The organism is Nocardia sp. NPDC050630, assembly GCF_044457245.1.
Taxonomy (GTDB): domain Bacteria; phylum Actinomycetota; class Actinomycetes; order Mycobacteriales; family Mycobacteriaceae; genus Nocardia.
Genome location: NZ_JBITGN010000031.1, coordinates 30454 through 54453, shown reverse-complemented (window position 1 = coordinate 54453; position 24000 = coordinate 30454). Strand labels below are relative to the sequence as shown.

34 protein-coding genes are annotated in these 24000 nt (G+C 64.7%); 9 read left to right on the top strand and 25 right to left on the bottom strand.

Features of this window, described 5'->3' with window-relative positions; genetic code table 11:
* Positions 1–208 precede the first annotated feature (208 nt).
* A complete protein-coding gene (locus tag ACIBG0_RS39140) occupies positions 209–451 on the bottom strand; it encodes a hypothetical protein (protein ID WP_397040196.1) in 243 nt (80 codons plus the stop codon).
* Positions 451–1620 (bottom strand): helix-turn-helix domain-containing protein, encoded by a 1170-nt coding sequence (locus ACIBG0_RS39135; RefSeq protein ID WP_397040194.1) that lies wholly within the window; start codon positions 1618–1620, stop codon positions 451–453. The genes ACIBG0_RS39140 and ACIBG0_RS39135 overlap by 1 nt, the downstream gene beginning before the upstream one ends.
* Positions 1621–1826: 206 nt before the next feature.
* On the opposite strand from ACIBG0_RS39135, the gene ACIBG0_RS39130 reads away from it, so the two are divergent.
* The 8 genes from ACIBG0_RS39130 to ACIBG0_RS39095 all read left to right on the top strand — a co-directional run bounded on the left by ACIBG0_RS39130 (position 1827) and on the right by ACIBG0_RS39095 (position 4634).
* Complete coding sequence (locus ACIBG0_RS39130) at positions 1827–1967, top strand: hypothetical protein (RefSeq protein WP_397040192.1); 141 nt, start codon at positions 1827–1829, stop codon at positions 1965–1967.
* Positions 1964–2131: a hypothetical protein gene (locus tag ACIBG0_RS39125; protein WP_397040191.1), complete on the top strand. Its 168-nt coding sequence runs from the start codon at positions 1964–1966 to the stop codon at positions 2129–2131. The genes ACIBG0_RS39130 and ACIBG0_RS39125 overlap by 4 nt, the downstream gene beginning before the upstream one ends.
* Positions 2121–2315 (top strand): hypothetical protein, encoded by a 195-nt coding sequence (locus ACIBG0_RS39120; RefSeq protein ID WP_397040189.1) that lies wholly within the window; start codon positions 2121–2123, stop codon positions 2313–2315. Before ACIBG0_RS39125 ends, ACIBG0_RS39120 begins: the two co-directional genes overlap by 11 nt.
* Positions 2312–3112, top strand: coding sequence for an SAM-dependent methyltransferase (locus tag ACIBG0_RS39115; RefSeq protein ID WP_397040187.1), 801 nt, complete (start codon positions 2312–2314; stop codon positions 3110–3112). Before ACIBG0_RS39120 ends, ACIBG0_RS39115 begins: the two co-directional genes overlap by 4 nt.
* A 171-nt stretch (positions 3113–3283) precedes the next feature.
* The gene (locus tag ACIBG0_RS39110) at positions 3284–3409 is read left to right on the top strand and encodes a hypothetical protein (protein WP_397040186.1); all 126 of its coding nucleotides are present in this window, start codon (positions 3284–3286) and stop codon (positions 3407–3409) included.
* Positions 3410–3508: 99 nt separating this feature from the next.
* A complete protein-coding gene (locus tag ACIBG0_RS39105) occupies positions 3509–3832 on the top strand; it encodes a hypothetical protein (protein WP_397040184.1) in 324 nt (107 codons plus the stop codon).
* Positions 3829–4140 carry a hypothetical protein gene (locus ACIBG0_RS39100; RefSeq protein WP_397040182.1) on the top strand — a complete coding sequence of 104 codons (312 nt, stop codon included), beginning with the start codon at positions 3829–3831 and terminating at the stop codon, positions 4138–4140. Before ACIBG0_RS39105 ends, ACIBG0_RS39100 begins: the two co-directional genes overlap by 4 nt.
* Before the next feature lie 86 nt (positions 4141–4226).
* Positions 4227–4634 (top strand): hypothetical protein, encoded by a 408-nt coding sequence (locus ACIBG0_RS39095; RefSeq protein ID WP_397040181.1) that lies wholly within the window; start codon positions 4227–4229, stop codon positions 4632–4634.
* 46 nt (positions 4635–4680) lie between these two features.
* On the opposite strand, the gene ACIBG0_RS39090 is transcribed toward ACIBG0_RS39095, so the two are convergent.
* From ACIBG0_RS39090 to ACIBG0_RS39040, 11 genes are all read right to left on the bottom strand, one after another.
* The gene (locus tag ACIBG0_RS39090; protein ID WP_397040179.1) at positions 4681–5910 is read right to left on the bottom strand and encodes an SGNH/GDSL hydrolase family protein; all 1230 of its coding nucleotides are present in this window, start codon (positions 5908–5910) and stop codon (positions 4681–4683) included.
* A gap of 71 nt (positions 5911–5981) precedes the next feature.
* Positions 5982–6767, bottom strand: a complete 786-nt coding sequence (locus tag ACIBG0_RS39085; protein ID WP_397040177.1) for a hypothetical protein — start codon at positions 6765–6767, stop codon at positions 5982–5984.
* Positions 6768–6777: 10 nt separating this feature from the next.
* Positions 6778–7224 (bottom strand): hypothetical protein, encoded by a 447-nt coding sequence (locus ACIBG0_RS39080; RefSeq protein WP_397040175.1) that lies wholly within the window; start codon positions 7222–7224, stop codon positions 6778–6780.
* A 111-nt stretch (positions 7225–7335) separates the two neighbouring features.
* Positions 7336–7749, bottom strand: a complete 414-nt coding sequence (locus tag ACIBG0_RS39075) for a hypothetical protein (protein WP_397040174.1) — start codon at positions 7747–7749, stop codon at positions 7336–7338.
* Positions 7750–7760: 11 nt separating this feature from the next.
* Positions 7761–8633 (bottom strand): hypothetical protein, encoded by an 873-nt coding sequence (locus tag ACIBG0_RS39070; RefSeq protein WP_397040172.1) that lies wholly within the window; start codon positions 8631–8633, stop codon positions 7761–7763.
* 1 nt (position 8634) lies between these two features.
* Complete coding sequence (locus ACIBG0_RS39065; protein ID WP_397040170.1) at positions 8635–9153, bottom strand: hypothetical protein; 519 nt, start codon at positions 9151–9153, stop codon at positions 8635–8637.
* A gap of 58 nt (positions 9154–9211) precedes the next feature.
* Positions 9212–9460 (bottom strand): hypothetical protein, encoded by a 249-nt coding sequence (locus ACIBG0_RS39060; RefSeq protein WP_397040168.1) that lies wholly within the window; start codon positions 9458–9460, stop codon positions 9212–9214.
* 89 nt (positions 9461–9549) lie between these two features.
* Complete coding sequence (locus ACIBG0_RS39055) at positions 9550–9801, bottom strand: hypothetical protein (protein WP_397040167.1); 252 nt, start codon at positions 9799–9801, stop codon at positions 9550–9552.
* Between the two features lie 11 nt (positions 9802–9812).
* Positions 9813–11558, bottom strand: coding sequence for a glycoside hydrolase domain-containing protein (locus ACIBG0_RS39050; RefSeq protein WP_397040165.1), 1746 nt, complete (start codon positions 11556–11558; stop codon positions 9813–9815).
* Positions 11555–12148, bottom strand: coding sequence for a DUF2744 domain-containing protein (locus ACIBG0_RS39045; protein ID WP_397040163.1), 594 nt, complete (start codon positions 12146–12148; stop codon positions 11555–11557). Before ACIBG0_RS39045 ends, ACIBG0_RS39050 begins: the two co-directional genes overlap by 4 nt.
* Positions 12149–12157: 9 nt before the next feature.
* Positions 12158–12691: a hypothetical protein gene (locus tag ACIBG0_RS39040; protein ID WP_397040161.1), complete on the bottom strand. Its 534-nt coding sequence runs from the start codon at positions 12689–12691 to the stop codon at positions 12158–12160.
* 772 nt (positions 12692–13463) lie between these two features.
* Between ACIBG0_RS39040 and ACIBG0_RS39035 the strand changes: the two genes are divergently transcribed.
* On the top strand, positions 13464–13904 hold the full coding sequence (locus tag ACIBG0_RS39035; protein ID WP_397040159.1) for a hypothetical protein: 441 nt from the start codon (positions 13464–13466) through the stop codon (positions 13902–13904).
* Here ACIBG0_RS39035 and ACIBG0_RS39030 read toward each other — a convergent pair.
* From ACIBG0_RS39030 to ACIBG0_RS38975, 12 genes are read right to left on the bottom strand one after another with little or no spacing between them, the layout of a single operon-like run.
* Entirely contained in the window at positions 13856–14800 is a 945-nt protein-coding gene (locus ACIBG0_RS39030) for a phage tail protein (protein ID WP_397040157.1), read from the bottom strand. The genes ACIBG0_RS39035 and ACIBG0_RS39030 overlap by 49 nt on opposite strands.
* A complete protein-coding gene (locus tag ACIBG0_RS39025) occupies positions 14797–19296 on the bottom strand; it encodes a phage tail tape measure protein (protein ID WP_397040155.1) in 4500 nt (1499 codons plus the stop codon). The genes ACIBG0_RS39030 and ACIBG0_RS39025 overlap by 4 nt, the downstream gene beginning before the upstream one ends.
* Positions 19297–19300: 4 nt before the next feature.
* Positions 19301–19672, bottom strand: a complete 372-nt coding sequence (locus tag ACIBG0_RS39020; RefSeq protein ID WP_397040153.1) for a hypothetical protein — start codon at positions 19670–19672, stop codon at positions 19301–19303.
* 23 nt (positions 19673–19695) lie between these two features.
* Positions 19696–20142 (bottom strand): hypothetical protein, encoded by a 447-nt coding sequence (locus ACIBG0_RS39015; protein ID WP_397040151.1) that lies wholly within the window; start codon positions 20140–20142, stop codon positions 19696–19698.
* The gene (locus ACIBG0_RS39010) at positions 20142–20957 is read right to left on the bottom strand and encodes a hypothetical protein (protein WP_397040150.1); all 816 of its coding nucleotides are present in this window, start codon (positions 20955–20957) and stop codon (positions 20142–20144) included. The genes ACIBG0_RS39015 and ACIBG0_RS39010 overlap by 1 nt, the downstream gene beginning before the upstream one ends.
* 42 nt (positions 20958–20999) lie before the next feature.
* A complete protein-coding gene (locus tag ACIBG0_RS39005) occupies positions 21000–21446 on the bottom strand; it encodes a hypothetical protein (protein ID WP_397040148.1) in 447 nt (148 codons plus the stop codon).
* Positions 21443–21787 carry an HK97 gp10 family phage protein gene (locus tag ACIBG0_RS39000; RefSeq protein WP_397040146.1) on the bottom strand — a complete coding sequence of 115 codons (345 nt, stop codon included), beginning with the start codon at positions 21785–21787 and terminating at the stop codon, positions 21443–21445. The genes ACIBG0_RS39005 and ACIBG0_RS39000 overlap by 4 nt, the downstream gene beginning before the upstream one ends.
* The gene (locus ACIBG0_RS38995; RefSeq protein WP_397040144.1) at positions 21787–21945 is read right to left on the bottom strand and encodes a DUF4124 domain-containing protein; all 159 of its coding nucleotides are present in this window, start codon (positions 21943–21945) and stop codon (positions 21787–21789) included. Before ACIBG0_RS38995 ends, ACIBG0_RS39000 begins: the two co-directional genes overlap by 1 nt.
* Before the next feature lie 2 nt (positions 21946–21947).
* Positions 21948–22343: a hypothetical protein gene (locus tag ACIBG0_RS38990; protein ID WP_397040143.1), complete on the bottom strand. Its 396-nt coding sequence runs from the start codon at positions 22341–22343 to the stop codon at positions 21948–21950.
* Positions 22340–22720, bottom strand: coding sequence for a hypothetical protein (locus ACIBG0_RS38985; RefSeq protein WP_397040141.1), 381 nt, complete (start codon positions 22718–22720; stop codon positions 22340–22342). Before ACIBG0_RS38985 ends, ACIBG0_RS38990 begins: the two co-directional genes overlap by 4 nt.
* Positions 22713–22973, bottom strand: a complete 261-nt coding sequence (locus ACIBG0_RS38980; protein ID WP_397040140.1) for a hypothetical protein — start codon at positions 22971–22973, stop codon at positions 22713–22715. Before ACIBG0_RS38980 ends, ACIBG0_RS38985 begins: the two co-directional genes overlap by 8 nt.
* On the bottom strand, positions 22973–23998 hold the full coding sequence (locus ACIBG0_RS38975) for a major capsid protein (RefSeq protein ID WP_397040138.1): 1026 nt from the start codon (positions 23996–23998) through the stop codon (positions 22973–22975). The genes ACIBG0_RS38980 and ACIBG0_RS38975 overlap by 1 nt, the downstream gene beginning before the upstream one ends.
* Positions 23999–24000: the final 2 nt, after the last annotated feature.

Sequence of the window (24000 nt, the reverse complement as noted above, 5' to 3'; positions counted from 1 at the left end):
GTGGAGCTAAGGGGAATCGAACCCCTTGAGATACTGCGGTTTTAGGGGTCTGACCAGGGCATAAGCGATTTTCGCTAACCTTTCGCAATCCGTTTGCGACCTGGTGTTTTCCGTTCGTGCGTTGATGGCATCAACACCTATCAGCAGAAACAAAGCCGCCCCGCGCGGGTGGCGGGGCGGCTTCTCGATCAACGCTTAACAGGTGCCATCAGTCTATCTGGGGTGGCACATCCTCAGCCTCGACGCGCTCGAGCGGGAGCACATCGACGCTCGGCCCGGTCGCCAGATGCTCGAACTGATCGGCTGTCATCTCGCCAGTGAAGCGGCCCATCACCGGCCGCAGGGAATCGTCGTTCAACCGGCGAGCGGCGTGCGTCCACCGGTCTGCCTCGAGCAGCCATAGATCACCCTTGACGTCGCGATAGAAACCAGGCTCGGTTGGAAGTTTCATCAGAGGACCACGCCCGCCGAATTCGCCAGCGATCGCAACGTATCGCTCGCGCGAGCTTGCTGATCAGCGGCGGTCTCGATGGCCGCGTTGACCACCCGGCTCGCACGGAAGTGCTCAGGCGCGATGGCGCGCGACTCCAGCAGCGCCTCCATTGCGGCGTCGGTATTGCCGTTGTGCAGATGCGCGCGGGCCGAGTCCAGCCAGAAGTATGTCTGCCTCTCCTTGGCGAACCCTCGCGGCAGCTTCGTGCTCCGCGCAATCTCGACCGCTTTCTCCGGATTGCCGAGGTCGATCTCTGCGGCCATCTGATACAGCTTCACATTGGTTTCGCCGACGACAGTGCCATGCACGATGCCTTCCGGGAACAGAGTCGCCAACCGGGCCGCCTCGGCGAGATGCGAACGGCTGGCATCCGCATCCGCGAGAGTCGCCGCGATCGTCCCGGCCCGCATATGCAGTGTGCTGTACACCGCTGCCGCCTCCTGGCTCTGGCCGACGAGGTGTTCGATTTCGTCCATAGCGCGGATCAGCAACCGCAGCGCTTGCTTACCAGCCCCGATACGGGCCAAGGTCGCGGCTTTCAAGTACGCCACCGACGCCACCCGCAGTGGGTCCCCCGACAGCCCGGCCGACCACTCCATTCGCTCGGTCGCGGTCATGCTCAGGTCTGAATATCCAAGCTTATGTGCGAGCGAGTTGGCGGCCCGATATGCGTCGGTCAGTAGCGCATAGGCAGGCTCGCCTTGCTCTCGTCCGGTCACGAGCAGTCGGTCGACCACATCGGGGAGGACTTCGCTGATCTTCCGATACTGAGCACCGCGGCGCCACTTGCCGATCTGCTCGACGATCGTCGCCAGCTTCTCAACCGGTTCGGGTTCGAGGTCTTCATCCATCAGGTCGATCGCGGCGAGCGCCCGACGCAGGATCGGTATGTACTCCAACGTCTGCTCCTGGACCGTCTTGCCGGACAGCACCTCTGCGTCAACACGCAAGGCCAACGCCAGCTTGCCGATCGTGAACGATCCGGGCGTTGCGTGCCCCGAGGTCACCTTCTTGATCATGCTGAGGCTGACCTCAGACTCGGCGGCCAGCTGCTCCTGAGTCATACCGCGCAGCTTCATGTAGCGCTTGATACGTCCGCCCACGGTGTTGGGGTCGATCTCAACCATGCCCCCAACCGTAGCACCGCAAAATTGAACTTTTTTTGAACTTCCGCGAACGCTATGGGACTTAACGTGAAATTTGCATCCAGCGTCGGGGCAGATCTGATCTCCCCCCGAAGGAGATGGCCGGGCCTTCTGCCCAGAACCTGGCCTAGATCCCCCGCGCTGGGTGCCCTTTCATAACGGACCAACGCGCCGAGGGGTATCGCCTAATGCCCGCATCAGTAATCATCACCGTCGTAGTCGTCTCCATCCTCTATATGGGATGGGTTGTGCTGGCTGTCAACTGGCCTAGGAAACTCGGCCCGGGAGAACAGCCCACCGAGGTCGACGCCGAGCAGGTCGAGCCATGAGCGCGCGGGTCTCGCTGTGCCTCAGCAAATGCAGCGACGACGGCCGATACGCCAACTACGACGAGGCATACCGTGCCCTACGCCAGCACGGCGACCACGTGTACGGCTGCACCCAGTTCGTGGCAGCGGAGGCCTTCATGCAGGGGAGCCGCAATGTCGCGTAACGGCCTCACTCCTGCCCAGGCGCGCGCTATGGACAAATGCCGACTCGTACCCCTCGGCCTGACCTACGAGCACGCTCATGGGATCGTCGTTGTCCATCAGCAGAAGGGCAATTGCACACCTGCCACCTGCGCCCGCCTGGCCGCCGCCCTCGAACGCATCCGCGTCGAGGAGGAGGCGCGGTGACGGCACCCGCGTCCGTGCTTCCACGCACACCGGTCGGTATCAGGCCGGCGATACCCAACTCGGCGCGGATATGGAACTACCTGCTCGGCGGCAAAGACAACTACATGACCGATCAGAACGTCGCCGAGAGGATGCGTGCGGTCGCGCCGGACATGAACCGGGCGGCCTGGTACCACCGTCGGTTCCTTCTGCGAGCCGTGGAAAACGCGGCGCGGGCGGGGGTGCGGCAGTTCATCGACATCGGCGCTGGCCTACCCCTCGGCGGCCACGAACCACATGAGGTGGCCCAAAAGATCCAGCCCGAAGCATCTTTCACCGCGGTCGACCATGACCCGATGGTGTTCACGCACTGCAACGCCATGTACAACCACAGGCCGAACGTGCATGTGTTGAAGGCTGACCTGCGGGACGTCGACGCCATGATCGAGGGACTCCGCTCCCTGGTCGACTTCGATGAACCAGTAGCGGTGCTGATGGTCGGCGTCCTGGATTACGTGATGGACGACGAAGACCCCGTCGCGATCATGGCACAGCTACGTTCAGCGCTCGCTCCTGGCAGCTACCTCGCCCTCACCCACGCCTGCATCAGCACCGACTTCGACCTCAAGGTGCAGATCGGCGCGGACTTAATCGGCAGCACAGCCGAAACCGTTTGGCGGCACTGGAAAGCGATCGCGAAATTCCTCGACGGATTCGACGTCCTGCCACCCGGTCTCAGGCCTGTCCAGGAATGGCTCGACGGCGACCTGCCGCGGACACAGCTCGACACGCTCGCGGCGATCGCCCGGACAGATTGACCCCACCTGCTGCTTGTGGCACGTGCCCGTCACAAACAGAAGAGCGGCCTCGCCCGGTGCGTCGGGCGAGGCCAATCTTTCGGCCAGAAATACCTCGATCACCCGCTACAGGGTGACGACACAGACCCCCTCGGCACTCGGTCGGGGAACTTTGAGAAAGGGATAACCCTTATGCCGCAGTACAGCCCCGGTCCGCAGGGTGGCAACTCCGACAAGGAAGACGTGGATCCGCGTGGTGCGGATGCGCCGAAGCGCCGTCTTGCCGAGGACTTCCGGCAGCTCAACGCCCAGGACTGAGCGCATCAGCTAGACCATGAATTACCCCGGAGAGGCACCCTGACTGCGACCATCAGCCGGGGTGCCTTCTTCATCGGAACGCACAACATCGGAGACGGCATGAAATACACGATGACCGGCGCGTTGGGCACGGTCACCTGGATAGACGACGACAGAGCCTCCGCGAAACCCGCGGACTGGGGACACTCCATTCTCAACATTGACGACTGCAGTACCGACCCCGGTGTGCTCTCGGCCGCCGACGCTGTCTTCGCGATGAGCGCTCACCACGACTGCCCCCCGCAATGCCTACCCCGTAGCCGGGCGCTGGCCACAGTCGACAAGGAATTCGTTCAGGTCGCGGTCAAGGGGGTTCACGACCGGCTCGACGCACAGCTCGCAACCACACTCCGCGAACTCGCCGACAGGATCACACCCTCATGACCGCGTTCATCGACTGGACCCTGGATATCAGCTGGTGGCAATACCCCTATCTTGTGGGCATGGTCGTGTTCCTGATCCACGAAACCGACCGAGCCCGGGAGAACAAGGGCAACGACCCGCACCTCGAGTTGCTGCGGCACAGCTTCGCGCACCGCGTGCTGACAACCTTGATCCTGATCATGGCGTCGCCATTGTGGCCGCTGTTCCTGCTGGGCGCGTTGCTGCGACCACTGGCAAGGCGAGGGGCGACGATGTTCCGCATGTGGGCCGACCGGCTCAGGGAATACGCGGACGAAGACCCACGATAAACCCCCGACATGCGAAGAACGCCCCCAACCTCACAAGAGGTTGGGGGCGTTGCTGTGTAACGAACTCGCGGCAGCGATAGACGCTTATGCCGGGCGGCGAGTACCGTCACCGCCAAAATGCGCGAGGGGAAATTCTGATGAGGATCGTCGCCGCGGTGGTTGCTGCTGCCGCCATCTTGCTCGCCGGATGCGGCAGCTCCGAATCCAGCAGTGCCACAACGACGACTGCGGCGATGACCCAGCAGGCCGAGATGCTGACCATGGCCAAGGGCGTGATCATCGGGCAGGTTGGCAAGAACGGCAACGTCATCGACGAGTTCGGGACCGCCACCTATCCGAACGAACTTCAGGTGATCGTGCCGGCGGATGTGGTCATGACCAATGGCCAGACGAACCGGGTGTGGTTCCGGGTGAACTTCGCCAAGACCGGCGCGACCGTCACGCCGTTCGGGCCGGCCGAGGTCGCGCTCGGCGCGACCGGCCCGTGGCAGTGATCAGACCAGGGCGTGCGGGGCGCTTACGGAATCTAGCGCAATACAACTAAGACATTGCGGCCATGAGATTCGTGACGATTCGGCTGGTGCCCTCGTAGGAGGGATGTGTGCCGTCGCATGTGAGCTGGGTGTCATAGGCGGTGGCGGTCGTGGAGGTCGCCGTCGCCGATGTCACTCGGCTTCCGCTTTCGAGATCAATGACTCCCTTTATCCCGTACGGATGCTGGGAGAACCATTGATTCATAGCCTTCCTAATGCCCTCCATCGTGGAGGTGTAGGTGTTATATGGGGTGAAATTCACCGCATATACCGGCACCGTTGTTCCCACGATAGTTCGGATGTTGGTCAAGCAGCTGATCAAATCCGCCTGAATCTGGGCGGCGGTCCTGCCATTGGCGATATCGTTGCAGCCGAGCGCGAGAATTACGGCATCGAAAGCGCCGCCGCTGGTCGCGAGGCGAGTCCATCCACGATACGAGGACGAAGCCCAGGTCTGCGCGAATGCGCCGTACAGCGAGTGATTCTGCACCATATAATCGCCCCTGCGCAGGGCCCAGCGATCCCAGAAGCGATCAGCCCACGGCGTAGGCACAATGTCGGTGCGTGCGCTCGATACCGCCCACGAGGGTCCCTGCGCGCCCTCGGGGATGCTGTCGCCGATGACCAATAGGCTTTTTTTCCGGTTGGTCGTGGTGTATCTGATCACCACGTCGAGAGGGACCCAGCCGACCGTGCCGCCGCTACTGGCAGTAGCGGGATTCACTGCCGAGGTAGTGTCGGACCAGCGCCACGCCTTACCGAGGCCGGTCTGCAAGGTCTGGGAAGACCCGTGGCAGGCGATACCAAGCAGCCATTCAACACCATCCTGCGGGAGGTCCGTAGTGAACGGACCGAGCGTCAGCGCACCTCCGGTATTCGGAATGGTTCCGCTCGTCGCCAATGTCGTGGCCGCGCCGCCGTTGAAGTTTCCCGTAGGCCCGGTATCGCCGAGCGAGCGAGCAGTCGCTTGCCCGCACACAGCCTTGTCGAGGGTGAGCGACGCGCCGCCATTCCCCGATCCGCCCGTATTGTAATTCGAGATATCCACGTAGTACGAGTCCGCATTGGCGGGCAGCGTGAATGGGATGCGGAACGATAAATTGGTTACCGCCGAGAGCGTGGTCGCCGTACCGGCGACATAGAGTACGGTCTGCCCGCCTTGCCCGCCATTACTGCAGCACAGCGTTTTCGTAGTCAGCGGATATTGCGTGACGGCCTCGTAGATGCCGTCTTCCATGTGGTTCATGCGGGCCGCGTTGACAGGTGTCGTCAGAGTCGGCTTATTGACCCACGTCTGCTTGCTGTACGTCATGGCTCTCCTGGGAAGAGGTCATCGCCCGGGAACAGGTCGTCGGACGGGTACGGGACGGTGTCACCGACGTCCTGCGGTACGACCATCGCCGCGGTGGCGGTCATCGCCGGTGCGGTCACGGACGCGGATGCCAACACCACAGGGACGCGGGCGGTTGCCGTTGCAGTCGCGGCGGGCACGACCACATTCGCGCCCGCCGATACCGCAGGAACAGCAGCAGCCGCGGTAGCAGTCATGGCGCTTGGAGTGACGACCGCGCCCGCGCGCAAAGCGGGCAGGATCATGTCGGCGGATGCGGTCATCGGCGGCGCGTTCACCACGGCACCCGCGCTCACGGTCGGCACCGGCATATCGGCGGCGGCCAGCATGCGCGGTGCGCTGACCAGACCAGAGGCCAGGTCCACGGTCGGCGCAGGCATTCCCGCAGTCGCCACCATTGGCGGCACCTCGACATAGCCGGGGACGGTGACAGCTGGCGCGGGGCTGCTGGCCGCCGCGACCATCGGCGGCGCGACGATCCGGGCGCCACCGGTCACAGTCGGCATATCGAAGTCAGCGCTGGCCTGCATCCTTGGCACGGCGACGGTCACGCCCGCATGAACCACAGGGATGGGCAGACCGGCAGTCGCCATCATTCGCGGCGCGAACACCAGTGCCGGCCTGGTGCCGTCGAACAGCAGGACGTCGCCGAGGTACACGCGCACAACCTGTTTGACGACACCGTCCTGATCGGCCCACCACAGTTCCGCGGGCGCGGATTCCTGGCGGAATAGAGCGACCACAAGGATCCCGTCAGGACACGGTCATGGTTGCGATGCCGGACGCGTCCCAGGCGACGGTGAAAGTGCTAGAGGTGACGGGGATGTCGGCGTCGAACAGGATGTAACCGATCAGCGGGCGCGTCGAGTCCGATGCTGGGGTTGCGTCGTAGAGGACCGCGACGCGGGCGGTGAAGGTTGCGCCGGTCCATTGCACGTCCGCGGCGTCGAGTGACCACAGATTCGACGCGCCCGTGTAGGCGCTCACCACCGACGACAGCGTCGCACCACCCGCGGTGTAACCGGTGCCTGTGATCTCGTTGGTGACGTCGCTCTTGTATCGGTGTGTGTCCTGGTCCGGGACGTAACTCGACGAGCACAGCATCACCTTGAGAGTGTCGCTGTCCAGGTCGATCTCTTTGTTGGCAAGCGAAAGGAAGTACTTGCCGTAATACTTGGCCACGTGCGCGATGGGGACCACTTCCTTAGATAGTCGACCGCCGCGAACAGCCGGTCGGAATTGGCGATTGCACAGCGAACCCCCGAGCGGTGGCCGCTTCGGGGGTTCGGTTTGCGAGTTGGGTTGTGGCCGTTACGGATTCGGCACGACGACGTATAGCGTTTCGGGATCTACAGAGGTGAGCGCGGCGTACTCGGCTTCGGTGAGGACCGTGATGAGCGCGACCCCGCCGCCGTTCCGAACGGCCTCGGCTTCCTCTGCAGGAGGCACCGGGAGCCCCGCCAGGATCAGCGGCCACAACCGCACCGGCGTAACCGAGTCAGGGATCACGATGTAGTAGGAGTTCAACCCGATCCGAACCTTCGTCGGTCCGGGATCAAGGTCTGGCGTAGTCAGCACTCCAGCAACGGCGTTCACCAGAATCGGTGTGGTGGTTACCATTCCTGTGCCGTCGCCGGATTCACGCAGCACGGGTGACGAGAAGAAGAAGTCGGTGTCGTTGTCCGCCTCGGCGATATTCGATATCGGCTCACTGATTACCGTCATGTGCCCCTCCTTTAGCTGAGCGCGTAGTACGGGACGAACCCAGAATTGAAGGTCAGCGAGCTGTAGCCGATCGAGGACAGCGGTGTGCTCGATCCGCCCGCGTAGGCGTACAGCGCTGCGGGTTTGAATCCGGACGGCGCCGACAGCGGCCAGAACGTCAGCTGGCATATCGAGTTACATGTCTGCCCGGGTGAGGTGACCTGCAAGGTCGCGAGCCCGAATATGTCGGCCTTCTTCGCGGCGATCGAATTGTTCAGCCCGAACGTGTATTCGGTGTCCGTCGAACCGACAGAGCCTTTGATGTCGTTCGTTTTCGCGACCAGGCTCAGGTTCCCGGTTGACGGGTCCATCTTGTACACCGCGAGGTAGAACGCTCCGATACCGAGCAGCGTCCACGAGTCACCGGTGATGAACGAGAAGTTGTTGTATGTCCGGTCTTTCGAGCATTCGATGAACCCGATTTCGGTGAGGTTCGCTCCATGCCCGGCCGGTTGATAGTCCGGTACCGCGTACTGGATAGTCCCGGATGCCGACACCGTATGCGAATGCGACCCGGCCGAACTGGTGCTGCTTCCGGAGACGCTGTGGGTGTGCGAACCGGCGCTGATCGCGGACGCGTTGACTGTGACGCCGGAGGCCTTGCGGGCCAGCATGATCCGCGGGAACGTCGCGTCGGCCTCGCGGGTGAACGTCTGCCACAGCGGCGCACCGGTAGGCAGGACGTTGCCGACGGGGTTGTTGATGCTGTTTTGGACGTTGGTGAACGAAACCTTCGCGCCGCCAGTGGTGACCGCCTTGACGGTGTCCTCGTCCAGGTTTGAGCCGTAGTCCGTGCCTACGACGAACGCATCGGGTGGCGCGGACGGCAGATGCGGCGTTGTCAAGTCAGCACCGCGCTTTCAACGTCGGTTGCGCGCGCCGCTGCTGTTCGAGTTCCGCGCGTCTTGCGTTGAGTTGATCGCGCTTGACGTCGATGGCATGGGTAGTCGCCCGGTAGTGGTTCAGTGCGCCGACCGCATCGACCCGTTGCCCCGGTGCAGGCGGTGTCAGAAGAGTTTCGACGAGCGCCGTCATCGCGTCGTCACGCTCGTTGCGAAGCTCGTCGTCCTGCGCCTCGAGCGCCCTGTCCTCATTGCCGATACGCCGAAGCTCCACGCTGCTCGACTGAAAATCGGCGTTGCAATCACGCTGGTGGTAGGTGAACATCGTGTTCTGCACGAGACCGCCCGCGGCGGCCAGCGCCATCAGGATCACGATGATGTTGAAAGTGCGCGGCCGCATTTCCAAGGACGTGATGCGCTCGCGGAACTCCCGCCACCGCAGCCGAAACGGGCGGCGGTCGAGGGTGGGAACGAGCAGAGTGCGCCCATTGCGACGCACTCTGCGGAACCCGAGCAGATACATACCGGCCGCGGTAACCGCACTGCCGATCAGCAGCCCGATCAATACAGCGAGCCAGTAGTTAGTGACCATTTCCATCACCATCTGGGCCGTCCTTGTCCTTGTCGGCGGCACGCTTCGCCTTGACGTAGGCGCCGCCGAGTAGACCAGCGATCGCGGTGATGACCGCCGTCATGGCAATCGTTATCTCGGGCTGCGGCTTGTAGTCCTCCCGGAACACCGGTACGGCGACGAACGAGATGAACCATCCCAGCGTGATCGCGACCGCGATGAACGCGAGAACCTTTACCAGCAGGCCGTTCTCGTCCACGCCTCACCACCACCTCTGCACACCTGCACACCTCCGGGTGTCGATCGAGCGGGCGGCGCTCCCCGAATCGGACCACCCTGTTCCCCTGCTCAGCCCTCGCCGCGCTGATCAGCAGCGCGTGGAAGAACGCGGTCGAGCATCCCGAACCAGGGTTCGGCCTTCTTGAGGAAGACCAGGATCGGAGTCAGGAACACCGCCGCGGCGGTGGCCCAGGTGCCGATGGTGGCAAACGTGCCGTCGCCGAAAGTCGCGGCGGCCAGACCGAGCAGCGCAATCACGCTGGTGAGAGCGGCGATCAGCGCCTTGGCGATCTGTCCAGGGCTGTACTTGAACGGGTTCATGATGTTGCCTCTCAATCTCGGTCCGGGACCGGTGTGTCCGGACCTTCGGAATCCAGCAGCGCCGCGGTGTCGCGACGGCCGGGCCAAATGATCTGGCCGTTCTCGAAACGCTGCCGCGCCTCACCGCCGGCCAGCGCCTCCTCGTCGGCGACTGGGTAGCCGAACGGACCATCCTCGCTGCCCTCCCGGTGCCAGCGGGCGCGGATCGCGCCGCGCACCACCACCGGGACGCGGCCGTCCTGGAAATACAGCGCGCCGCCCTGGAATCCCTGCACCACACCGTGCTCCAGATCGGTGACGTCGGTGATCGGGTAGCCGAGCACCCCGGTCTCCCAGCCGGCGGCCGCGTACTTCCCGAACAGCGACATCGGGATCGCGTGAGCGCCGGTCGACGGATGCCAGTAGATGTGGCCGAATTCGAATGCGGCGAACCGGCCTTTACCGTCGGGAGTCGACTCCTCCCCCGCGGTGATCCGAGCGCCGAGCCACGACGTGACGGCGGCGACGTCGTTGATCGCGTTCGGCGGCGGTGAAGCTGGTGCACCGGTGGCGAATTCGGCGACGTCTGCGGCCAGCACATCCCAAGGGAAGGCAGGTCCGAGGTCGGTGTGGGTGCCGATGCCCAAACATTGGGTGACGTAGTAGTGGTCGGACAGGCCGTCGCGCTGCTCGTACGGGGGACCAATGACCGCGGTGTCGTAGCCGATCTCTTTGGCGTCCTGGACCATCAGCCACGCCATGATGCGGATGTCGTCTCGACGTTCAAGCCACTGGTCCCGACTCCAGCTAGCGCGTGATCCGGCGAGACAATAGTTCACGGTGTAGGGGTTCGCATCCAGAACCGACCAGCTCGAGCGGTCCTTCCGTGCGATATGGAAGACCTGCCCGTTGCCTATGATGTCGTGGTAGCTGACCTCGTTGGCGGTGTTGCTCAGGTAGTCCGCGAGTCCCTGCGCGCCGCTGCCGTCGGCGGGCCCGCCTTCCTGGGTATGCCCGAGCCCGTTGGTGACGCGGGCGCCCTTGCGGCTGGAGTTGGAGTCGGCGTAGTAGTCGATCTCTTCGAACTCAGGTTTGACCATCGGCAGATCCTCGGGTTGCTCGTAGTGGGACCACTGCCCGTAGACGGCGGATAGGACGTCGTTGACGTCGACAGCACTGCCGTCGATCAGCGGCCCGGGACTTGTCGGGGTATCGATCACCCGCTGGTAGAGCACGGCTTCGGGAGCGATCTCGCCGCCGGACCACGCACGCGTCTGCCATGCCCAGAACTTCCCGCCGCCGGCCGAGCCGATGACGGCGTCCTGCGCGGCCCACGCGCACGCACGCGAATGCCCATAGATGCCAGTGCGTTCGGTGCCGATCGCGTTATTGACGCCGCGAAAGAACTCGACGGCCTGGGTGTTCCAGTCGTCGAGCGAGATGTCCTCGTCGACGGCGAAGAAGATTGGCGCCTGGTCGGGCCCGCCCGCGGCGCGGTGCCGCTCGGCTGCCTCGATTCCCATCCGCTGTCCACCGTCGTAGCCGGTGGTCCAGTCGGACGGAGCCGATGAATTGCCTGGTTTCCCGTATTGCCACACGGAAGCGATGTCGAGTCCGGCCGCGCGCAGCTGGTCGGTGTACGGCTTCGCGATCGGCTTCGCGCCGAAGTTGCTGCCAGGTCGGCTGGGTGCGACATAGACGATGACGGCGCTGTGGCCTGCATCCCGGATCGCGACCGGATCGATGAGGCGAGCAGCGAAATCTACGGCTGTGGTCATCGGCTGTCCCCCTGGTGTCTCTTCAGGATTCCGTTGCGCGCCTGCCCTTTACGCTCCGTATACAGGACGCGACGCTTCTCCACCTCGTCGTCGAGGTCGCGCAAGTAGGCGTTCACCTCGGTGACGGTGTGGGTGTTCGGGTCGAACATCGGTGGTTCGTCGATGGCGTCGACGACCTTCGCGGTCGGCTTCTCCGGTTCGGGTTCGTTGATGCGGTAGCCCTGATAGCGCAGCCGCTCGACGACCGCCTCCCGCTCGCGCACCGTCATCGCAGCCGGGTCCTGGATCACCACCGGATCCGGTGCGGGCTCAGACCCCTTGGGAACCCAGCCGCCCATCGCGTTGAATCGCGACTGCTCCCCGCGATACGGGGGACGGAACTCGATCGTCGCCGCTTCCGGATCGATCGGCGGGCAACCGGCTTCGGTGAGGTGCTTGGATACCGCGCGAGCGATCTGTTCCGGCCATATGATCCGGTTCCGCCCGCCCGCGTCCGTCCCGAATCCGATCGGGATGCATTGCAGCACAGGGAGGAATCGTTCCTCCGGGTCGTTTGGGTCGATGTCCTCGAGCCGCCAGATCTTGCCCAACAAATCCTCCTAGAGGACACCGAGGTCGCGGGCGATGGACATGACGTCTTGCAGCATCTCCAGCGCCTTCTGGACGGGGTCCTCGGGTTCGCGGTGGCCGACGGTGATGTCCCACCGCGGTGTGGTTTTCCGATCCCACGAGAGGGTGAGTTCGGTGATGCGGTCGACGTAGACCTTCCCGGGCTGGCCCCAGTCCTGGACGGTCGTGCCGATGCGAGTGCCGAGGTAGGCGTTTCCCTTGCCGCGCTGCCCGATTCGCAGGTTCTCCACGCCGTCGGCGACGGTGACCGTATGGGTGGTCTGCTCCCTCGTCCTCCACATGCCCGTGCGCAGGGCGATGAGAGCGGACAAGGTATAGGCGCGGTCTGCGCCCTCGCACCAGGTCTCTTGGTAGTGCGACCACCCGAGTCTCTGAGCTCGCCCGATGTCCTGCCACTTCATGAACGCCAGGAAGACGTCCGTGTACAGGGGTTTCAGGATCGCGTCGACCGCGCCGCCGATGGGCGGGATGAACACCGCCGCGGCGATGAGGTCGCCGATCATGTTGATCGTCGCGGAGATTAATTCGTTGACCTGATTTCAGGTTGTGGATGCCCCTCCGGTTGCCCGGAGGGGCATCCACAACCCCCGGCATCGAATGTCCTCCCGTGACGAACTCGGTGTCGGTCGCCGGCTTCCAGTGGAAGCTGTTGGACTGGACGCCGGTTCGGTCACCGTCGCGCAGGATGATGCCCGGTGCCCGCGGGTTCGTGCCCTTGTATCCAGGTACCGAGTACTCGGCCGGGAACGTGGGGTCGTCGATGACGTCGATGCCCTGCGTCATTCCGTCCGAACCGATGGACGTGAACGCGCGGATGAGGCCGGTGAAGATGTTGCCGCCGAACGACGTTTCGGTGTCCCAGCCGGAGTTGTCGACCAGGTCCCACACGAGCGTGCCGGGGCGGAGTGCGGTGAATCCCTCTGGTAGCGGGTCGCCTTCGAGGTAGCGCCGTGGCTCCCATGTCAGCTGTCCATCGGCGACGATCCGCTTGGACACGTCGTGGATGTATTTGAATCGGCTGTGGACGATTGCGAACTGGGAGTTGTCGTCGCCGATCGCGGTGGGCGCCACAACCTGTGACCAGGTGGACTGGTCCAGGTTGAACCACTGGCTGGCGTCCATCGGGTCGTCCGGCAGCGTCCAGAGGTTGGCCTCGAGCCGCAGGATGTTCAGGAACAACGTGAGCTTGAGGCACCACTTCGCGGGCCCGAACAGGATCCACAACCGTGGGAACTGAATCTCGGGCGGCAGGAACGGATTCGAGTACGCGAGGATGTGCTTGAGGTGCTCGTAGTCCGATTTGAAGGTCGCTCGGACGACGCGGCGGCCGTCGGTGTCCTTGAACCCCTCGAGGTCATCGAGCATCCCGCCCCAACGGCTACCGTCCTTGTCGACGGTGATGAAGACGTTGGCTGTGGAGCGGGCGTCGTGGTTGGTCAGCCACTTCGACAGGTAGTAATGGCTCGGCAATTCGATTGTGCCGACGCCGGTTTCGTTCTCCGGAAGCGTGAACTTCGCCGAGATCTCGTTGTGGACCTCGCCGACGAGGACCCAGTCGCCGTCCCAGATCCGCACCAGCGGCGGCTGGATCCGGCGGTCGTGGTCGCGCTTGAGGCGTTCGGCGATCTCGCCGAAGACCTGATCAAAGTCGATCGTTTCGACGGTCGTCATTCGAGACCCCAGGGCCTCGGCCACGGCCGCGGGCACAGCACTTGAATGCCGGTTCCGGCGGGCGCGCCGGTGACCGTGACCGGCACCAGAGTCTCAGGCGTGCCGCCGGGGATGCAGTAGGCGAACCGCCGGCCGCCCATGCGCTGATAAAACTCGGTATCCAGCGACGAGTTGAACTGGCCGTTGATCGCCATCTTGTCGGTGTCGATGGACAGGTGCTCGCCGAGCAGCAGCGGCGCGAGTTCCACCTTGCGCAGGGCGTCTTCCTCCGCGCGGTCGAATTCGTCGTTGCCCCACGAGAAGTCGGGCAGGGTGACGACCATCCCGTCGGCGGAGGCTTGGATCCGCCATTGCGGCCAGATCTCGTAGTCCTCCGGAAGCGGGTTCGAGACCGTGACGTATCCGGTCTCGGTGCCGCCGCCGGTGGTGTCGGTTTGGCAGACGAACGTCGACGGCTGAGGCTTCTCGATCCACCGGGGGTATGCACCGACGAGCGGGATCAGTAGCAGCCCATACTGTTCGCCGTCAGGGTCATAGACGGCCTTGATCTTCACCTTCCCGCCGAGCCGGACCGGCAGGTGTCGGCGCGAATCCCCCGTCGTAACCCACAGTTTCGAATCCCGTTTGAACGAGAAGGATTTCCGGAAGTCCGAATCGACGTAGCGCCACGGCCTTTGGCGTGTGCCCATCACATGGATAGCGAGGATGAAGTCGTACTTCTCCTCCCGGATCCCGCCGAACTCGGCACCGACCTGGAAGGCGGTGGAGTTGTAGAGGGCGGTGACGGGCGGGTCGTACATGCCGTCGAAGTCGGTTCCCTCTTCCTCGTCGGCGAGGCAGACACCGCGCTCCCACTGGCCTTGACCGGCGAGGGTCCACCAGTCGCCCGGGCCGTTGCAGCCCTCCAGCTCGATGAGGACTCCGCGGGGCGGATCGATCATGTGCGCGGCGTCCAAGCCTTGGCGCGTTGGCGCTGATCCAGCTGCACCATCCGCCACTCGCGATGGAACTCACCCGCAGACATACCGGTGTGCAGGTTCTCGATCACCGTGCGGTTGTCGATGTTCTGCACCCGAGACGACCGCGTCAGGGCGGCGTCGCGGAGTTGGCTGCCGTTGAGGACCCATTCGGTTTCGCCGGAAGTGTTGATCGCGGCCATGTTGTTGGGCAGAGGGCCTCCTTCATCTCGGATCACAGCCGGGATGCGCAGGGTCTTCATCATTTCCTCGAGCCAGTTCGGGGAACCCGGTACGACGGGACCCTGCTTGGCGAGATCGTCGGAGCTGATGACCGGCGCGGTCTGCGTCTTCTTCTGCTTGTTCGCCTCGTCGGCAGCGAGCCCGATGACCGCGCCGGTGACGCCCTGGATGTCCCCGCCCAGGCCGATGACGTTGAGGGCGTCCGACAGCTGGCCGGTGACGAACGCCTTTGCCGCGTCGCCGAACAGGTCGACAACACCGCTGGTCCCGCTCGAGCTGCTGCTCGACGAGGTACCTTCACGTTGCTTCTTCTGCTCCGCGGCGAGCGCGTTGATCGCCTTCTGCAGATCCAGGTCGGCGGAGCGGCGGTCGTCGTCGGTGGCTTCGGGATCGGCATAGGTGTCGTCTCGGTCGGCCCTGGCGTTGTTCAGCGCGATCTGCAGCTCTTCCAACCGGATCTGGTCATCGGTCAGATTCCCGGTCAGAGGCGGGGCTTCGGGGACGGGGCCGCCGGATGTGTTGGCCTGCTCCTTCTTCTGCTCCAACTCCTGCACCCGCAGCTCGGCGCGCTGCACGTCGATCTGCGATTGCCGCTTATCGTCGGCGGACTTCTTCGGATCCTTGATGTCCTCGTCGCGCTGCGACTTCGCCTTGTTCAGGCTGATCCGTGCCGATTCCAGCTCGAGATCGTTGGACGCATCCCAGGTCGTTGTCTTGGATCGCGACGACCGCGACCGCGTACCCGACCCGGATCCAGCTGGATTGAACTCGGATTCGGCCAGATAGAACTTCAACGGCAGGTTTCCGCTGCTCGCGGACTGCGCCCCCGGACCCACGCGCACACCGTTGGAACCGGACTCCAGCGGGTTGCCAGCGAGGGAGCCGGCCATGTGCGAGTACTGGCCACCACCACCGCGGTAGATGCCGATAGACAGGCCTCGCCCGGTTGGGTCCAGGCCGGACCGGAATCCCAGCCCGGCGAAGTCGGATTCCGTCGTGAACCAGCGCGTGAATGGACTGAGTCCCTTCAGCAGCGCGTAGGCAGCGGAGATGAACCCCGAGCAGTCCCAGCTCGGGTTGCCGACACCGCCGTACTGGTAGGGCTTGCCGGACTCACCGCGCAGGAAGCCGAGCGCGCGGGTAACCGCGACACCGCCGTCGGCCATCTTCGTCAGACCGAACCCGAACATGCCCGCGACTTGGCCGAGGATGTTCACCGAGCGGCCACGCTTGGACGGCGCGAGCGGAATGAACGCCTCGCCCATCGTCTCGGGTTCGGCCCACTGGTACAGCCGCGTCTGCGGCGCCTGGATCGTGGCCTGACTCGGGAGAGGTCCGTCGACACCGCCTTCGGCGCGGGGCGCGATGGGGATGTCGTCGATATTCTCGTGCAGCCGTTGCCGGGTGGAGTCGGGCAGGTTGTAGCCGGACTGGTCGTATTCGACCTTGACCTTCTGGGTCTTGTCCGGCAGGTTCTTCGCGATGATCGCGTCGAGTTGCGCGAGCACGGCCTGGATGTCGGGGGCGGTGACTTTGACGATGCCCGGTTTGCCGTTGACTTCCTCGATCTTCACGCCGGTCTGCGTCAGGGCGTCCTGGGCTTCCTTGGTCAACGCTTCGACCGGGATCGTGACGCCCTGAGCGTTGGTCTTGAGCAGCCCCTCCATGACGACGAGCTGCTGCTCGACCGAGTCGGCGCCCTTGAGGTTCGCCAGGATCTCGATGTCCTTGGGCAGGTAGCCGAGCTGTGTGGCCATCTGCAGCACCTGATCGACCGTCAACCCAGCCGACTGGGCCAGTTGCACGAACTGCCCGGCGTTCTTCTCCAGGATCGGGCCCATATCGACGCCCGCCTCGGCGGCGGTGATCGTGGCGTTGCGGATGTTGTTGAGCTCGTCGTAGAGCTTCTTGCCGTTCTCGGTGGCGGTGTCGACCTGTCCGCCTTGCCCGATCAGCTGCGCACCGAAGCCCATGGACTTGTCCCACGCCTCAGCAGTGGCCTTCGCCGTCTCGCGGACTTGCTGGTTGTATTTCGCGAGAGCTTCCTGCGCTGAGATCGGTTTGCCGGACAACACATCCAGCGCGGCCTTCATCGCGTCGATACGGTCGGCCGCCGAAGCCGATTCGTCCGAGAGGGTCTTGACCGCTTGGGTGAGGGTCGCGAATCCAGGGGTCGTGTTCTTCGCGGTCTCCTGGATCTTCACGATGCCGTCACGCAGCGCCTGCAGCTCCGACAGCGCGAACCGGCCGTCGACGCCCATGCCCCGTAGCTTCACCGCGAGGTCGTTGAACTTGGATGAGTCGGAGAGAGTGGCGGCGAGCTGCTGGTCGGACAGGTTCAGGTCGTCGATGACCTTCTTCGCGCCTTCCCAGCGTTCGGCGTACCACTGCTTGTCGCGGGCGGTATTCATCCACGGCGGCGTGAAGTTGCGTTCCAGGAAGCCGGGTTTGAAGTTCGCGGCCTTGTCCAGGCTGTCCTTCATGATCCCGACCTGGCGGGTCACGTTCTGGATCGCCTGGTCGTTGAACGCACCGTTGTTGATGGAGAAGATCTCAGCGAGATCGCTTCGGGTGGCGCCGATTTCACGCAGGCTGGCTTGCATGGCCTTGGCGTGCTCTTCGCCCTTCTTCAGCTCGCTCCACAGCTGGAATACCGCCGCGCCAGCGGCAACGACAGCGACGACCCATGGGCCGCCGAGCAGGCTCACCAATCCACCGGCGGCCGAGCGAACACCGGTGGCGGCCGCGGCGATGGTTCCCTGGGTGCGCGCGAACACCGAAGCGCCAGCGGCGGCGTTGAGGAATGAGGTCTGCATGCGCGCGACCACCGGCGCCGATGTGCCGAGCTGGTTGACCGCGGACCCGAAACGGCCCAGCGTGGTCGCGCCGATGCCGGCGACCTGAGCGACGCGTCCGTTGGCTGTCGCTACCGCAAGGCTCGCCGCGGCGAACCGTTGCATCGCCGCGGCGCCGGTGACCAGCCAGGTACCCAGGGCTGTGGTGCGGAACGCGATCAGCGCCACAGTCGCGGCCTGGACCGGGGCTGGCAGGTCGGCGAAGAATTTGATTGCCGGGACGAGCGCGTGCCCTACCGACACCGCTGCATTGCCTGCGTCGTGCAGGCCGTCGACGATCTTCGGTGTCGTCTCAGTGATCTTCTGTGCTGCGTTTTTCGCGAACGACTCCAGCGGGCCCTTGACGAGGTCGTATACCTCGAGCGCCAGACCTTCGGCAGCGTTCTGCACCTGCTGCATCGCGCCGGGCAGGCCCTCCATCTTGGCCGCGGCGACCTCGGCGGCGGTGCCCTGCTTGGACATCGCGTCGTGCATCTTGTCGAATCCGACGACGCCCTTCTCGGCAGCGATGGAAGCCAAACGCATTGCGTCAGAACCGAACAGGGTGGCCGTGGCCGCCTGATACATCTCCGGCGTCATCCGGCCGGAAGCGACCTGCAGCTGGTCGAACAGGTTCCGCAGACCCTTGAACTGGCCTTGCGAGTCGTAGATGGTCAGGCCGAGGCTTTTGATCGCCGCCTGAGCAGGCTTGCCCTGATCGGTCAACGCCAGCAGCGCGGACTTGAGCAGGGTGCCGGCGTCGCTACCTTTGATGCCGGAGTTGGCGAACAGACCCAGCGCGGTCGCGGTGTCCTCCACCGTCAGACCGAACTGGTGAGCCACTGCCGCACCGGCCTGCAGGCCGTGGGCGACGTCGGTGATCTCCGCCGAGGATGCGTTCGCGGTGTTGGCCAGGACGTCGGCTACGCGGGTGGCGTCGGAGGCGTTGAGCCCGAACGCCTGCAGCGCTTGGGATTGGATCGTCGCCGCCTGGGCGGCGTCGATCTGCGCTGCGGCGGCCAACTGCAGGGAGCCCTTGGCCGCATCCATCGACTGCTGGACGCTGAAACCGCCCTTGGCCAACTCCGACATCGCGGATGCCGCGTCGTTGGCGGATGTACCGGGCAGGGTGATGTCGGCGCCGAGCTGCTTGGCTTTCTCCGACACCTTCGTCATCTGATCGGCGGTCGCTCCAGATACCGCCTTCAACGTGTTCAGCGAGGTGGTGAACTCGTTGCCGACGTCGATGACCGCCTTGAACGCCGCCGCACCACCGAGGGCCAGACCCATGGACGCGCCGACTCCCGCCGCGATTCCCACGGCGGGAGAGAGTCCACTGCGCAGGTTGGAGATGAAATTCCGCAGATCGGGGGCGACGAGGATATCTATGCGTCCACCGGGCACGAACTCACCTCCCCGCTTCCGCGCGCGACCTGTTCAGCAGGTCGAACTTGTTCTTCGGTTTCTCGGGCTCCGGGACCTGATACGGCTTCTGCGCCGCCCGATAGCGTTCGACGAGTTCGGCGGTGATCTCCGGTGCGCGTTGGGCGACCGGCGCCAGGATCGGCAACTGCGGCGGCTTGATGCCGTGCTTCTTCCGCATGGCCCGCTCCCGCACGACTTCGGGGTCGTCGGGGTCGGTGACGCCGGAGACGTAGTCGAAGTTCAGTTCGAAGTCCTCGCGGTCGACCAACATCGCGAGGTTCTCCGAGTCCCGGGCGCGTTGGGCGTCCCGGTCGTCGGCGTCCTGAATGAGTGCTGCCACATCGGGGTAGGGCATGGTCGCGAGCGCGACCCGCAGATTTACTCCGTGGTAGTGGTGGACTCTGGCGAAGGCCGCGCCCCAGCGGGAAGGTTCCCGAATCCCGGCAAGGGCGCGATGAGTTCCCCCTCGTAGATCTCGCTGAGGTTGAAGATCCGGTTCAGCGCCTTCGACGCGTACTCCGGAGTGAGGTTGCCGATGAACTCCCACATCGCCGAGCCATCGGTGGTGACGATGGACAGCGCGTCCTCGAATCGTGTCTCACCTACGGCGCGGTGGAACTCGACTACCTGATCGCCGGAAAACCCGCGCAGCACATCGGCCTCGACCTTGCCGAGCTTCACCGGGACAGGCGGCTTCTCCTCCGTGCCGAAGTCCGCGAGCAGATCGATCGGCTCCGGAGCCTTGACGGCCGCGAGCTTCGGCCGGCGGGCAGCCGCGGGCGTGGAACGCCGCGCGGCTGCCTTCCTGGGTGCAGATGCTGCCATCAGGCGGCTTGCACAGTGACGGAACCGGTCGGGGTCAGCGATCCGCCAGTGGTCGACAGAGTGCCAGGCACCGCGATTGTCACGGTGTAGTTGCCTGCCGTGCCGGTCACGGTGACATTGCCGGTGCCGATGGTGGACAGCGCCTCGAGCGCGGACTGGACCGCGCTGGTGGCTGCGTTGTAGGCGATGCCAGCAGCGGTCTGACCGTTGAAGGTCAGCGGGAACGTGCCAGCTGTAGTGCCCCCAGGCACTGTCACCGTATACGCGACCTGCAGCGGGTTCCACGAGGTGAGCGGAACGAACGGCGACAAGGCCAACAGTTCGAGCTCGAACCCGTCGAGGTCTTCCTTGCCGAACGTCCGCGGCGGCGGCGTGGTGAGAGTGACCTCGGGGCTGTAGAACGCCTGGCTGGTGTCCTCGTCCCGCAGCACCAACAGGACCGCGAAGTCCTCGTCGTCGCCGGGGTTCCACCGGTACACACCGGAGCTGACCACGGAGATGGAGCCACCCTGCAGCGCAGTGAGGACGGTGGCGATCGAGTAGTCGACCGGGCGCATCTTGACGCGCTCCTCGGTGGGGGACTTGATCACCTTGTACGGGGCGAGGCGACGGTTCCACACCTTCTTCGGCGAGACGTCGCGGGTGGGGGTGAGTTCGAATCCGGCCTCGATGCCGCCGAACGCATCCCACACCAGACCGCTGGTGGTGGGGTTGTCGGCAAACGGGTCGGTCGGCAGTAGGGTGCCCTTGGGCGCACGGTATCCGTCGCCGTCCAGCCACACATACGCCTTTTCGGGATCGGCGTGAGTGCTCACGATGCCTCCATTACTGTGATGTGCCCACGGGGGCAGGGGTGTCTATGTACGGGCGGCGCGCATCTTCAGCTCGACGCGCACCGTCGCGCGGTACAGCGGTTGGTCTGCGCCGCGGGTCTTGTCCACTGAGGTGATGGGGCCGTCGGTCCAGCGGGCCGTCCACGCCGATCCTCGGAATTCCTGGGGTCGGGTCCTGCCGAGCAACTGCCCCGCCATCGCGGCGATATCCCAGGCGACCTCTTCGGGATCTTTTGAGCCGCCGAGGATCTCGTGCTTCGGCACGAAGGCGTCGATCTGGATCAGCGGCTTGCGCAGCATCGGATCCTCGCCGACATTCCCAGGTGCCCGGATCGTCACGAACGGTCCGATGATCGGGTCCGGCGCATCGCGCGTCGTCACAGAATCGGCAGGGACCAGCGCCGTGAACGCAGGTTGGGCGATGAGGAAGACTCGGGCCGCGCCGGGCGCGAACGGAATCGGTGCGGTCATAGCCCGAGGTTCGCCTGGAACGCGCCGCGGTCGTTGTACTTACCGAGCGTGCGGGCAGCGTCGGTGAGGATCGCGTGCGCGGGAGTGTCGACCGTGCCGAACTCCTTGATGAACGCCAGCGGGTCATCGTCGACTAGGAACACCTGATCGCCATCGACCTCGACGCCCACACCATCGCGGTAGGCGCCGGACACGACGGGCGCGAGTTGGCGGGCCTTCGCGGCCGCCTTCTCCGCCAGTTCTTTGCGCCCGGGTGTCGACCCTTGCGCGGCCTCTCGGTAGGTCTGGGCCTCGAATATCTCGAGGCGTGCCCGCCCGCCGGAGACGATATTGTCGGCCATCAGGCCTTCTCGTCGGCCTTCGCGGCGCGGCGGGTCTTGACGTCGTCCACCTCGACTTCGACCGTCTTGGTGTCGGCTTCGGTGCGGTTGCGGTAGGCCTTGGAATGCTCGTCGGCGTAGTGGGTGACGCCGTTGGCGTCGGTCCAGGACTTGATCACGGTTACTCCTGTATGTCGCTGGAGTGCCGCACGATGGCGGCGATGTAGGCCGGTTTGCGGGATCCGGTCGCGGGACGCCGAGTCCGGGGCGTGCCCTGGACGGTGACGGTGTCGCCGATCTGCACGAGGTCGGTGACGTCGGCGGGGCCGTCGAAGCGCCACACGTCGCGGCGGTTCACCCCTCCGGGAAGACCGGGCATGAGCAGGAGAGTCAGTCGCTGAGTCTCGTGCCCGTCCTCGAACTCTTCGACCAGAACGGTGGTGAGGTCCCGCTTCTGCAGCAGACCCCACCACGGGATCTCTGTCGGAGTGGTGGGGACCCGGTTGCCGGTTAGCGGATCGAACGTCGGCGTTCCGGCCCGCAGCAGCGTCCACCGCTCGGGTAGGCGCTTGGTCACGGCCCGATCCGGATCGTGAACGCATCACCGGATTCGGGGGTGTCGATGAGGTCGGCGATGTCGTCGTCGGTGATGTACACCAGACCGCCGTCGCTGGATTCGTACTCGGTGGAGATCTCGGGGTACTCGGTGCGTCGCACACCGAGCCCCCGACGAATCTTCTCCAGCGCACGAATGACGATTTCCGCGCCGACACCCTTGACCAGGTCCGCGTCCAGGGTGGCGGCGGCGATGCGGTCGTCGATCCCGCTGACTCTGCTGCGCAGCTTCGCTTGGGTGATCGCGATGAACCTGTTCACCTGGGTGAGTTCGGGTTCCTCGTAGGTTTCGCCCGAGAGCGCCTGCACGTCGCCGATGGCGAACAGCGGATCAGTCATCGCCCGCGATCGCCGCGAGGATGTCGGCCTTCTTCGTCGCGTCGCCGAGGTCGATCTCGTGCAGCTCGGCGTACGCCTTGAGGTCGGCCACCGTCCAACTCTCGGACGGCTCACCGTTGTCCGACTCGGGCTCCCACGCATCCGGGTTGGTGATGCGCTTGGCGACATCGGCCGGGACGTCGTCTCCCGGGCCGAACACGTGGGAGTTGCCTTCGTCGTCGTAGACGTGCACATGCGCAATGAGCTTGCGCATCACAGCACATCCGCGAGGAAGGTGGCGTTGGCGTTGAGCAGCATCGGCAGACCGATGCCCGACGCCTTGGTCCACCGTGCGACCGGGTCGTTGTCGATGTAGGAACCGACCACGATGCCGGGGGCGTCGGTGGAGTCGATGCCGTAGTCAGGCTCGAGCGCCTCCGCGGTGGTGCCCCATAGCGTCTCGCCGATCTTCGAAGACCCGATGTAGAGGATCTTGTCGTCCGGGATGAGACGAGTGGCAGCGCCGGTCGAGTCCTCCACCTGCGCGTCGAAAATCTCGAACGCGGGGTGCCCGAAGCTGGTGAACAAGGCGTTCACCTGCTCGCGGGTGACGATGCCCTGGGTCGAGCCCGGAGGCAGCGCGTAGGCGCGGATCTTGTCGTTGCGCATCAGCGACGACATCACCCGCTGGGAGGTGATCGCCCGCACCGGGTTGCCGGACTGGGTGGCCCGGAACGTGGAGAACCAGGACTCCTGGTCGGCGATCGGATCCGCAGCACCACCACCGGTGACGCTCCACAGCACCGACGCAGTGACGGTGTGGCCCGAGAGCCGCTGGAAATCGGCGACCAGATCCAGGCCGTTCTCGGCCAAGGTCACCTTGCCGTTCACCAGAGCATCGGCCTTGGCCATGATGATCCTGGTGCGCAGCGCCTGCGCCAGCTCGACCGCGTCGTTGAAGATGATGTCGCGGATCGCATTGTCGGCCTTACGCAAGCGAAGCCGATCGTATTCGCCGAGTCGCCGCTTCTCCGAGATCGGAGGCAGCTCACCGGAGATCCGCACCACGCCCTTACGGCTGGTGATCGGAGCCTCGGTGTCCCACGACCGGAACCGCGCCGCACGCCGCAGACCCTGCTGGGTGATGTTGGCCCGGAACTCGACGTCGTCGATCATCGTGTCCGGCAGCAGGCTATCGATCAACGTCAGGTCGTTGATCGGCTGATCTGCCAACGCCTCACGCACGTAGCCCGTCAGCTCGGCGGGGGTGACGTAATCCGAATTGATCACGAGTGCCATTG